General features: G+C 61.1%; 10 protein-coding genes. 5 read left to right on the top strand and 5 right to left on the bottom strand.

The window, feature by feature from the left end:
• Positions 1–97: 97 nt before the first annotated feature.
• Positions 98–859 (top strand): prepilin peptidase, encoded by a 762-nt coding sequence (locus HZA03_09195; protein ID MBI5638129.1) that lies wholly within the window; start codon positions 98–100, stop codon positions 857–859.
• Positions 860–956: 97 nt separating this feature from the next.
• Complete coding sequence (locus tag HZA03_09190; GenBank protein ID MBI5638128.1) at positions 957–1,949, top strand: hypothetical protein; 993 nt, start codon at positions 957–959, stop codon at positions 1,947–1,949.
• 260 nt (positions 1,950–2,209) lie between these two features.
• On the opposite strand, the gene HZA03_09185 is transcribed toward HZA03_09190, so the two are convergent.
• The 4 genes from HZA03_09185 to HZA03_09170 are packed head-to-tail and all read right to left on the bottom strand — an operon-like array spanning position 2,210 to position 5,962.
• Positions 2,210–2,545, bottom strand: a complete 336-nt coding sequence (locus HZA03_09185) for an STAS domain-containing protein (protein ID MBI5638127.1) — start codon at positions 2,543–2,545, stop codon at positions 2,210–2,212.
• A gap of 37 nt (positions 2,546–2,582) precedes the next feature.
• Positions 2,583–4,235, bottom strand: a complete 1,653-nt coding sequence (locus HZA03_09180) for a SpoIIE family protein phosphatase (protein MBI5638126.1) — start codon at positions 4,233–4,235, stop codon at positions 2,583–2,585.
• A complete protein-coding gene (locus HZA03_09175; GenBank protein MBI5638125.1) occupies positions 4,232–5,062 on the bottom strand; it encodes a response regulator in 831 nt (276 codons plus the stop codon). Before HZA03_09175 ends, HZA03_09180 begins: the two co-directional genes overlap by 4 nt.
• 51 nt (positions 5,063–5,113) lie before the next feature.
• Positions 5,114–5,962: a CvpA family protein gene (locus HZA03_09170; protein ID MBI5638124.1), complete on the bottom strand. Its 849-nt coding sequence runs from the start codon at positions 5,960–5,962 to the stop codon at positions 5,114–5,116.
• Between the two features lie 272 nt (positions 5,963–6,234).
• On the opposite strand from HZA03_09170, the gene lptG reads away from it, so the two are divergent.
• Positions 6,235–7,341 carry an LPS export ABC transporter permease LptG gene (gene lptG, locus HZA03_09165; protein MBI5638123.1) on the top strand — a complete coding sequence of 369 codons (1,107 nt, stop codon included), beginning with the start codon at positions 6,235–6,237 and terminating at the stop codon, positions 7,339–7,341.
• Positions 7,342–7,618: 277 nt separating this feature from the next.
• A complete protein-coding gene (locus tag HZA03_09160) occupies positions 7,619–9,352 on the top strand; it encodes a DEAD/DEAH box helicase (GenBank protein ID MBI5638122.1) in 1,734 nt (577 codons plus the stop codon).
• 169 nt (positions 9,353–9,521) lie between these two features.
• Here the strand turns inward: HZA03_09160 and HZA03_09155 are convergent, their stop codons facing one another.
• Complete coding sequence (locus HZA03_09155) at positions 9,522–10,427, bottom strand: ROK family protein (GenBank protein ID MBI5638121.1); 906 nt, start codon at positions 10,425–10,427, stop codon at positions 9,522–9,524.
• A gap of 131 nt (positions 10,428–10,558) precedes the next feature.
• Between HZA03_09155 and HZA03_09150 the strand changes: the two genes are divergently transcribed.
• On the top strand, positions 10,559–11,884 hold the full coding sequence (locus HZA03_09150; protein MBI5638120.1) for an FAD-dependent oxidoreductase: 1,326 nt from the start codon (positions 10,559–10,561) through the stop codon (positions 11,882–11,884).
• The last annotated feature ends 133 nt before the right edge of the window (positions 11,885–12,017 follow it).

Raw genomic sequence — 12,017 nt, 5'->3', positions numbered from 1 at the left:
TTCCAAGGGGGGAAACCCCACCTCTTTCCTCCCCTTGGAAAGGGGAGGATGAAAGGAGGGGTATTTCCCTGCTTTTGGTTCAACTTCCGGAGGCGGAATGAATCCCGCTTATATCTATACCGCTTATTTTTTCGCCATCGGCGCGGCCGTCGGCTCGTTCCTCAACGTCGTCATATACCGTCTGCCGCGCGGCGAATCGGTGGTCAGCCCCGGCTCGCACTGCTACGCCTGCAACCAGCCGATACGGTGGTATCACAACATCCCGGTTATCAGCTACCTCCTGTTGCGGGGCAAATGCGCCTCCTGCGGCGCGCCGTTTTCGCCGCGCTACATGTTTGTGGAGCTGCTCACCGGCATCCTCTTTGCCGCCTGCCTGCTCCGCTTCGGGCTGAACGCCCCCGCATTCGTCTACATGGCGCTTTGCGCCGCGCTGGTGGCGGTTTTTTTCATCGACCTCGACCACTTTCTCATTCCCGATGTCATAACGCTCCCCGGCATGGCCGCGGGGCTGGTCTGCGCCGTGTTCGTCCTGCCGCTTTCGATGACGGACGCCGCGCTCGGTTTCGCGGCCGGATTCGGGATTTTCTTTCTGCTGGCCGCGGCGGTGCCCGGCGGGATGGGCGGCGGCGACATCAAGTTGATGGGAATGCTCGGCCTGTTTCTCGGCCTCAAGGCGGTGCTGATCACCATCTTCCTCGGTTCGTTCCTCGGCGCGGTGATCGGCCTTATTGGAAAACTTTTTTTCGGCAGGGGGAGCAAGATACCGTTCGGCCCCTACCTCGTCGCCGGCGCGCTGGCGGCGCTCTTCTTCGAGCGCGGGATTATCGGCATCTACCTCCGCATCGTCATGCCCGGCTGAACCACGCCGCCGCCCCGCGCGTTGTGCGGGCCATTCAAGTATTCGCCGGGCTGTTCCGAATAGTAAGCAAAGTGTCAACCAAATCTGGTAACCTGAAATGCCGATGAAACCAGCCATTTTCGAGGTCTTTTTCCGCGACGGGTCATATGCCCTCGATTTCGGCTTTACCGCGCGCCACATGGAAATTATCGGCGCGGCGATGGAGCGGGCCGGTTTTCCGTACGTCGAGATAGGCCACGGCTACGGCCTCGGCGCGGCGCGCGCCGGGTATCCCGCCGCCGCCCAGACCGACGGAGAATACCTGAAAGCCGCCTCGAGTGTTTTTCACGGCACCGCGTTCGGCGTCTTCTTCATCCCCGGCATCGGCACGCTTGACGATATCCGCATGGCGCTCGATCACGGCATCCGCTTCATCAGCATCGGCCAAAACATCACCGCCATCGAAGACGCGGAGGATGCGGTGCGCTTCGCCAGGCAGCGGGGGCTGCATATAACCGTCTGCATGATGAAAGCCCACCTGCCGGACGATGCCGCCTTCGCCGAAAAGGCAAGGCGCGTCAGCGGCTGGGGGCCGGACTGCCTCTGCATCATGGACAGCGCCGGCTGCCTCACGCCCGATGCGGTGCGGCGGAAGGTGGAGCAGATACGCGCGGCGGGCGGGAACGCCGGATTCCACGGCCACAACAACCTGCAGCTCGCCACCGCCAACGCGCTGGCGGCGGCCGATGCCGGCGCCGTGCGGCTGGACGCATCGCTGGGCGGCTTGGGACGCAGCGCGGGAAACGCGCACACCGAGATACTATCCGCGCTGTTCGAGCGGCTGCAACGCCCGCTCCCCCCCGCGCTGGCGCAAATCGAGCCGGTGCTGGGCGCCGTGGCGGCGGCGGGGATCGGCTTGCCGCTGGCGGTGCCGCTGACCGACATCCTGCTGGGGCTGTACGGGCTGCACAGCTCCATCGCCCCGGCGCTCGACGAAGAGGCCGCGCGCCACGGCGTGGCCAAAGCCGGGCTGTATGAAGCGGTGGCGCGGAAAAATCCCGTCAATCCCACCCGCGCCGAGATAGCCGCCACGGCGGCGGCGCTGCGTTAACCCGCTTCACCATCAAGGGATTTTAAACCACGAATAACACGAATGGCGCGAAATGGCGGGGCGAAAGACGGAAATAAAATTATGTTCCGGTTATTCGTTCCCTTCGTGGTTCACTGATTTGTCATCCTGAGCCGCGGGCGAAGGATCTCTTTCCGGAAAGGGATTCTTCGTTGCACTCAGAATGACAAACTAACCCACCCGCGCCGAGATAGCCGCCACGGCGGCGGCGCTACGTCAACCGCCGCGCCGGAACGAGCTGATTAGAAGTTGCGGAGCGCTTCCGCTTCGCTTTTGAATACGCCGATTTTTTCTTTGAGCCGCGTAAAGGTGAAGAGTTCGTCGAGGTCCTGCGCCAGGCCGGTCACCTTCATGGTGCCGCCGCGCTCCCCCACTTTTTTCGCGGCCAGCACCAGGCGGCCCAGTCCCGAGCTGTTGACGAAGCCGACTTCCTGGAAATTCAGCAGGAGCTTCAGGTTGTTCCGGCCGAGTTCGGTTTCGATGGCGGTGGAGAACTCTTCCATATCGCCGGGGGTTTTGATATTCCCCAAAAGGTCGAGTATTGTCACCCCGTTTTCGGTGCGTGCGGAAATTTTCATGGACGCTTCCTCCTTGGTTCCAGACTCTGCGGTTATTTTACGCTATTTTGCCTTCATATTGGTAGTCCATCACCAGCAGGGCGACATCGTCGCCCAGCGGCTCATCGCCGGTGTGGTTTTTCATCGCCGCAAGCGCCGCTTCGGTAATCCGGACCGCGTCAAGTCCGCGGTTTTCCTCCAGCACGCGTATCAGCCGCGCGCTCCCGAAGAGTTCCGCGTTTTTGTTGGCCGCCTCCACGATGCCGTCGGTGTACGCGAACAGGCGGTCGCCCGGCTGGAACATGAACACCGAATCGCCGAACCGGTCGAAATCGAATATTCCCACGAGGCCGCCGTTGGATTCGAGCAATCGGGCCGCGCCGGTGTGCCGGTTCACCACGACCGGCGGCGGATGCCCCGCCAGCGAATAGGTCATCCCGCCGGTGCGCGTATTAATCACCGCATAAAACAGCGTGCAGAACGAATCGTCCGGCGTGAGCCTGGATAATGTTTTGCTCACCTGCTGCACCACATAGCCGGGAGAGCCGATCTCCTTGCCGATCGTGGAAAGCAAAGACTTCACGATGGCGACGATGAGCGCGGCGGAGCTGCCGTGTCCGGAGGCGTCGGCGATGAACACCCCCACGTGGCCGTTCGGCATTTCAAACACGTCGTAGTAGTCCCCGCCGAGGTGCAGGCAGGGAAGGTAGGCGGCGTGGAATGCGGTGTTGGGATTCTCCGGGAATTTTTCGGGCAGCAGCTTTTGCTGGATGCGGCGGGCCACCATGAGGTCGGCCTCGATGAAATCGTTTTTTTCCTGCAGTTCCTTCGTCCGCTCCCGCACCGTCGTTTCCAGGCGCTCTTTTTCCCGCTCTTCCGCACGGCGGTAGCGTTCCACCGAAGCGATGAAGTGGTTGAAGGCCGCGGAGAGGTCGTCCAGTTCGTCGCCGGAGCCTATCGCTATGCGGGTGTTGAAGTGGCTGTGCGTAACGATCTCGTTCACCCGCCGGATGATGCCGGTGATGCGGTTGGCCACCATCGTGTTGAAAAAGACGAGGGCGCCGAACGAGGTGATGAGTATCACGATGAAGGCGATGACCGACAGCAGCAGCATGTCGTTGATGAGGCGCCGGTCCTCCTTTGTCATGGCGAAGGTGGAAAGCAACACGCCCCGGATGTGGTTATCGGCGCCGTGGCAGCCGTGGCACGACTCCTCGTTGATGATCGGAAACATCATCTCGACCGTTTTTCCGTCATCGGCGTCGCGGGTGTAAACCTCTTTCCCGCCGGTTGCGATCACTGTGGCGAAGCGGGGGTCATCCGGCGGCACCGCTTGGCGGGCGGGCCTTAACCGCCGGGTGAACCGCTTTTCACCCAGCATTCCGTTCACTTTGTCCATCGTTTCGCCGTCGGTGAACGCCTCGGCGCCGTTGACGCGGACGATCTCGATCTTCTTGACGTTCTGGATGTCCTTGTAGCTGCTCATCAGCTCGCTCATCATTTCCCCGTGGCCCGCGAGCATGACCGGGGTGAGGGTCCGCATCACGAAATCCTCGACGAGACGGACTTTTTCGTTTTGGAATTCCGTCTGCATGCTCCGTGCGGTTTTCATAAGCACCGCCACCAGCGTGGCCATGCCGAGGAGCGAAAGCGCCAGGATGAAAAGCGCGGCTTTTCCCTTGAGCGTCTTGAAAAAGGGGTGCGGTTTCATCCGGCGGCGGAGTCGTTTTTGGTGGCGCAGATGGCGCGGCGGCCGCCGTTTTCGAAATGGAGCTCATCCATGTAAAAGCGCACCATCATGATGCCGCGCCCCTCTTCCGCCAGCAGACTTTCCTCGTTAAACTCCTGCGGCAGCGCCGCATGGTCGAACCCCGCCCCCTGGTCTTCGACGGTCATGGTGAAACGGTCATGCCCCACCCGGGCTTCCACGGCGATCTTTTTCGCGGGATCCATTTTATTGCCGTGCTTGATGGCGTTGACCACCAGTTCGTCAACGGCCAGCGGAATGGCGAAGTTGATCTTTTTGCCGGAATATCCCATATCTTCACAGGCCCGCATGATCTGGTAGCTGATGGCGGGCACCAGGGTGAAATCGCTCGGAATGCGGTAGGTGAGCGTCGTGACGGCATAGGGAAAAACCAGCCGCTTTTCGGCGGTGACCCGGGGAAGCCGCAGCGCCTTTTCGGTAACGCCCAGGATCGTGGATTTGTTAAACGGCTTTGTGAGAAAGTAAAACGCGCCGCGGTTGAGCGCCTCTTTCGCCACGTGAAAATCGCCGTGCGCCGTCAGCACGATCACCGGCAGCGCGGGGTAAAGCTCCTTGATTTTTTCCAGCAAATCAAGGCCGCTCATCCCCGGCATCAGTATGTCGGTAATGACCAGGTCGACCTGGTGGGTGCGCAAGAGGTGGAGCGCCTCCTCGCCGGACAATGCGGCAAGATGCCCGATCTTTGCCTGCGAAAGAATGCGCCCGATGATCTCCGTGACGTGCGGCTCATCGTCAACAAGCAAAACTTTGACTATCTGGTCTTCGAGCATTTCCCATCCCCTCCGGCTCTCAGTTTAGCAAAAAAACGCCTGGATTTCCGGTTAGTCGATGGACTTTATGAACTTGTCCATCTGCCGGGCCTCGTCTTCCGGCGGCACGGCCGCTTCGGGCCGGTTTTTCTTCACCACCGGTTCAACCTGTTTTACGCGGGGCGGCGGAGCCGGCACGGGGGGGGGCTTTTTGGGCGAGGCCGGTTGTGGCGGCGAAACGGCGGGCTGTTGCAATGCGGTTTTGGGGGACGATGGCGGCGCTTGCGCCGGGGCCATCCGCGGCGCGTCCAAGGGGGGGAGTTTCGGGAGCTTTTCCGCCGGCATTTCGGGGATCGCCGGTATCGGGGGGAGGCCCTCCTTCAGTTCTTTCAAGTCCGGTATCTTCCCCTTCAATTCGTTAATGTCGTTTTTCAGCTCGCCGGATGGCCGCACATCCAATCCCAGCGGGCCGTTCGGGTGCGCCAAATACCGCGTCCAGCGCATCAGCCAGGAATTGGCGAGCAGGGTTTCATAGGCCGGCGGCCAATAACCGAGGGCCATCAGAAATACCGCCAGCATGACGAACCCCTTGATCAATCCCATCAATGCGCCGCCGGGGGCGTCCACCGCGCGGGGCATCTTGAAGCCGAGTTTTTCCCGGACGACATATTCCAAAAGCCGCGCCAGGAGGTACACGCCGGCGAACAGGATCAAAAATCCCGCAAGGTCGGCCAAGGGGGCAAAGGTGATAAACCCTTTCAGGAGGCGGGCGGCCCGCCGATAGAAGAACAGGGCGGCCAGGTAGCCGCCGGCCCAGGCGGCGGTGAAAAAAAACTCCTTTACCAGTCCGCGTATCCAGCCGAAGCCGGCGAAAACCAGCAGCAGAACGCCGGCAACCAAATCAAACCAGTAAATGGACATTGGCTGTATTGTGGTGAACCCATGGGCTATAATCAAGCGGAAAAAAACAATCCGTGCCTGTTATCCCGCTTTTATTCATGATAAAGCTGGGCGCAAGTTGTCATCCTGAGCCGCAGGCGAAGGATCTCTTTCCGGAAAGGGATTTTTCGTTGCACTCAGAATGACAAAAATAGATACGTCGGACAAGAAAAATACGGGCCAACGCGAAAGATTTCAAAAAATCGGCGCTGGCGTGGTTTGGTTTTTGGCGATTGCGGGGGACGTCCATCTGCATGAATATTCTCGACCGGTATGTATACGGCCTCTTCTTCCGTTATTTTTTCGGGGGGATGGCGGTGCTGACCACGCTTTTCAGCATGATCGTTTTTTTTGAAGTGGTGGGGGATTTCGTCGGCGCCGGTTCGCCCCTGGGGCTTATGGCCGCCTACTTTTTCTACAAAATCCCCGAAGCGGTGTATTACATGGCGCCCATGGCGGTGCTGATAGCCTCCATTCTCGCCCTTTCCGTCATGACCGGGCAGAAAGAAACGATGGTGCTGATGTCGTGCGGCGTTTCCCCGTTCCGCATCACCCGCCCCATCGTGGCGGCCGCGCTGTTGATCGCCGCGGCGGCATTCATGGTGGGGGAATACGTGCTTCCCGCCGCCTGGGCCAACGCCGAGGATATCTGGCGCCACAAGGTAAAACAGTACCGCGACATAAGCTCCGTGAAACAAAACAGGATATGGATAAAATCGGATTCCGGGGAAATATGGAACATCGGCTTTCTCGACCTCGCGCGCGGAACTTTGTACGATGTAACCGTGATAGGCCTCGCTCCCGGCAACGAGGGCTTCGCCACGATCATCCAAGCCCGCACGGGGCGCCAGGGGACCGGCGGCTGGATACTTGCCGGTGTGCGCGAACGCCGCTTCACCCCCGAAGGGGAAGCCGGGGACGAAACGTTTGCGGAAAAGGCGTACCCCTTCGCGCTCAGCACCGGCGAGCTGGAGCACGCCGAGAAAAGGCCGGAGGAGATGAGCCTGCGGGAAATCGCCGCGTATGTCGGCCAAATCGAAAAAGCGGGCTACAAAAACCCGCGCTATACGGTGGATATGTACGCTAAAGTCACCTTCCCGCTCATCAGCGTGGTGATGGCGGTGCTGGCCATCCCCTTCGGCCTCAAATCCCGGCGGACGGGCGGCGCGTTCGCCGCCGTGACGCTGGCGGTCACGCTGGGGTTCATGTTCTGGTTTTTCTACTCCATGGGGATTTCGCTGGGACATGCCGGCAAGCTTCCGCCGCCGCTGGCCGCCGGGGGGCCGCATCTCCTGTTTCTGCTCGCCGCCGCCTACATCCTTCTTTCCGGTTACCACACGCGGGATGGGCTGTTCCGCTAACCCGGCCGGTTCCATTGCCGGGGCGGATGAAGGAGGCTATTCCGTATTTTATGTCATGGCGCGCCAAATGGTGGTATGATTACCCATTATTTGTATGCTTGCTGAGAGGGAACCGCATTATTTCCGCCGTGAATACGCCGCCCGCCATACCCTGCACACGCCGGGCGGGATCGGGAGCTTCGTTCGGAAGCCCCTTTCCACTCCACAAGCCAAACAGCGCCGCATGTGTAATGATTGGGGCGGCGCGCCAAGCAACATTTTTACTTGAACGGAAAACATGAGATTTGAATCACTGAACCTGGACCAGAAACTGATCGACGCGGTACACGCCATGGGATACGAAAAATGCACGCCCGTGCAGGAGCAGGCGCTCCCCGAGTGCCTCACCGGCCAGGACGTCATGGCGCAGGCCCAAACCGGCACCGGCAAGACCGCCGTCTTCCTGCTCACCATCCTGCAGCGGATGATCGCCGATAACGACCCGGGGGGCAGCCTGCGCGCCCTCATCGTCGTTCCCACCCGCGAACTGGCCGTGCAGGTGGAAGAACAGGCCGTCCTCCTTTGCAAATTCCTCCATTACCGCTCCATCTCCATCTACGGCGGCGTGGGCTACGACGAACAGGAGCGGGCGCTGGCCGCCGGCGCCGAAATCGTGGTCGGCACCCCCGGCCGCATGATAGATTTCATCAAAAGCGGCAAGCTGAAATTGGGCACCCTCTCCTTCTTCGTCATAGATGAAGCCGACCGGATGTTCGACATGGGGTTCACCGAAGACGTGAAATACATCCTCAGCCGCGCGCCGGAAAAAGAAAAGCGCCAGACCATCATGGTCTCCGCCACGCTCGACGACCGGGTGCGCCACGTCGCCTACCAGTACATGCGCGAAGCGGTTGAAGTGGAGATCGAGCCGGATCAGATCACGGTGGAAAAAGTGGAGCAGCACCTGTTCCACGTCTCGCTGGAGGAAAAAATCCCGCTGCTGCTCACGCTGCTGCGGCGCGAGAACATGGAACGGGCCATCATATTCTGCAATATGAAGCGGACCGTCGAGGATGTCGGCTACAAGCTGGCGGGAAACGGCATCAAGGCCGAGGTGCTCACCGGCGACGTCGACCAGAAAAAGCGGCTGAAGATCATCGAGCGGATGAAGAGCGGCGAGGTGCATGTCCTCGTCGCCACCGACGTGGCGGCCCGCGGCCTGCACATCGACAATATCTCCCATGTGATCAATTTCGACATTCCGGCCGACGCCCCCAACTATGTGCATCGCATCGGCCGCACCGCGCGCGCCGGCGCCACCGGGGTGGCCCATACCATCGCCTGCGAACGGCACGTTGAAAATCTTCCGGCCATCGAACGCTACATAGACATGAAAATCGATGTGGCCCCGATGGACTTTGAATTGGCCGAAGACGTGTCGGGCAACCGGCCCCGCGGACGCCGCCCCGATACGCGCGGCGGACGCCCCGGCGGCGGACGGGGCGATGGGCGCGGCGGACGCGACAGGCGTCCCGGCGGCGGTGGATTTGGCGGCGGCGGGCGCGGCGAAGGACGCGGCGAGCGCAGACCCCCGCACCCGCGCGATGCCAGGGGCGGGCCGAGACCGGAAACGCGCGGGCCGGCCCCCAAACCGAAAAAAGAAATGTCCGAAGAGCAACGGATGGAGCTTTACCGGCGTAAATACGGCGATTCCTTCGGCGGTAAGGCATCCGAACCGGGAACCGCCATGGAGCATGGTTCCCGCCACACCGGCGAACGCAAACATGGCGATCAGCCACGTCAAGGCGGCGAGCGCAAACCGGGCGACCGTCCCAGGGGCCGGCGCAGCCGCGGCAAAGGGCCGCGTCACGAAAAACCGCAAGGTCAGGAACGCGGACAAAAACAGGGTCACGCCGGGCACAAGCCGGGCGGCAAACCGGCCCATAAGCCGGCGCACAAGCCGGCCGAGCAAGGAAAGAAAAAGGGAATCATCAGCAAAATATTCGGTATCTTCAAGAAAAAGAAGAAATAGGGGGATACCCCCTTTTATCGGGCAGGTGCGGCCACTTTTGCCGCACCTGGCGGCAGAGTGCCGCACCTGCCGCCGCCAACAATGCGGATAGCGGATCCAGGATGTGGCCTATGGGCTATTTCCGCCGTGGCTCCTTAATCCGCGATACCAAGTTGCTTTACGCATTGCCTCACATCAGCGGGAGGGCGGCGGCGCCGATGACGCCCACTTCCGCCGCCAGCGGCGAGACCGCAAGCACGACATCCTTCCCCGCCGTGCCGAAGGAATGTTCCCGCACCCGCCGGAACGCCGGGGCAAAATAAGCATCCGGGGCGTTGGACAGCGAGCCGGTGAAGAAGATGGCTTGCGGCCCGAAGAGGTTGACGAGGTTGACGAGGCCGTTGCCCAAATATTCCCCCGCGCCGCGCAATACCGCGCCGGCCGCCTGATCGCCGTAAGCCGCAAGTCCGCAGATGTCCTTGGCGCTTTTTTCGATGCCGGTTTTTTCCTTGAACGCGCGGGCGATCGCCGTGCCCGAGGCCAGCGCCTCCAGGCATCCACGGTTGCCGCAGCCGCAGAGCGGCCCCTCCGGCGCGATCACCATATGCCCCGCCTCGCCGCCGGAGCCGGTGTGGCCGCGCACCGGTTTTCCGTTGGCGAAAATCCCGCTCCCGATGCCGGTGCCGAGCGTGATGACGATAAAATCGTCCATCCCCTTCGCCATGCCGAACACCCGCTCCCCGATGGCCGCCGCGTTGGCGTCGTTTTCCACAAACACCGGGATGCCGAACTCCCGCGCCAACTCGTCCCCCAGCGGATATTCCGTCTTGAACGGCAAATTCGGGCTGAAGACCACGCTCGCGCCCGAAAGGCCGACCTGTCCGGCCACGGCAACGCCGATGCCGGCCGGCGCGGAAAGTTCCGGTTTTTCCACAAACCCGCGCACTGTTTCTTTCAGCACCGCCATGATTTCGTCCCGTGTGCGGGGGGTGTCGATCCGCGCGCGCTGAATAACGTCGTCCGGGGCGTACATATCAATGAACGATATGCCGGTGCCGCCCAGATCGACGCCGATGGTCCTTCCCGTTTTTTCCATACGATACTGTCCGGATTTTAACCCATCGCGCCGGAAAAAGCCCATGTCCCGGATATTCGTATGATTCGGCCATGCGGATACTTTTCGCCGACCCCTCCCGCGCGGCGTTCCAAATCCGATAATATAGGGATATGAAATTTGATGTGGCGGTGCTGGGGGCCGGCCCGGCCGGTTTGGGGGCCGGATGCCGGCTGGCGGAACAGGAGCGCGCCTCGTGGATGATCTTCGAGGCATCGGGGCGCGTGGGCGGTCTCGCCTCCAGCCGCGTGGACGCCAAGGGGTTTACCTGGGATATCGGCGGGCACGTCATTTTTTCTTCCAACCCGGTTTTCAACGGCGTGGTGGAACGCGCGCTGGGGCCGGACGCGCTGACGCACACCCGCGAAAGCTATATCCGGACGGCGGGGCGCTTCGTCCCCTTTCCGCTGCAAAACAACATCCACCGCCTTCCCCCCCGCGCCATGCGCGAGTGCCTCGATGGCCTTGCGGCCGTGGAACAACGCGGCGATGCCCCGCGGCCCGCGCATTTCGGCGGCTGGATACCGTGGCGGCTCGGCGAAGGGATTTCCCGGCATTTCATGACGCCGTACAATAAAAAGCTCTGGGCCCATCCGCTGGAAGAGATGGGCTGCTACTGGATAGACGGGCGGGTTGCGACCCCTTCTCCGGCGGATATCCGGCGGGCGATACTCAACAAAAACGATAACCACGCATGGGGGCCGAACGCCACGTTCCGCTTTCCCCGGCGTGGCGGCACCGGCGGGCTGTTTAACAACATCGCATCCGGCTTTGCGCCGCATATCGCGTTGCGCCACGAAGCGGTGCGGGTGGACGCAAAAAAGAAAACCATTATCTTTAAAAACGGCAAAAAAATTTCGTATGGCGCGCTGATCACCACCGCGCCGCTGGATCACTTTGTAAAAAAAATGCTTGCCGCACCCGGGCCGGATATTTTGCATGCCGCATCCGGCTTAAAGCGCAACAGCGGCCTCGTGGTGGGCATCGGCATCAACCGCTTTATAAAAAACAGCCGCTGCTGGGTCTACTTCCCCGATCCGGCGGTGCCGTTCTACCGCGTCACCTATTTCTCCAACTACTCGCCGCTCAACGTGCCGCGCCCCGGCGCGCAGACATCCTTCATGTGCGAAATATCATCAGGCCCCACGCAAAAACGCAATCCGGCCGCCATCGTGAAAGAAACGGTGGACGGGCTGGTGAAAAGCGGCCTGATCCGTCCGGACGACCGCCGCCGCATCGCCAGCGCGTGGATGATGAAAGTCCCGTATCTCTATCCCATCCCGACGCTTGCACGCGATGCGTCCCTCGCCCCCATCGAAGAGCGTTTGCGCGGGCACGGTATCCGCTCGGTGGGCCGGTTCGGCGGCTGGCGGTACGAAACGGGAAATATGGATCACAGCTTCATGGCCGGCCACGAAGCGGCCGCCGCTTTTTTATAATTGGGTTCTTCAGATTCAAAAAATTCTTCCGATAATAGGGTGTATGAATTTGGGCTTCGCCATTGGCATTTTTAGATACAGATTGGAGTTGACGGTACCGGCTATGACATTGATAAGAAATGACTTTATCCGT

The organism is Nitrospinota bacterium (assembly GCA_016217735.1).
Classification (GTDB): domain Bacteria; phylum Nitrospinota_A; class UBA7883; order JACRGQ01; family JACRGQ01; genus JACRGQ01.
Note: the sequence above shows the minus strand (reverse complement) of the source record. Positions and strands in the feature narration are given on the sequence as shown.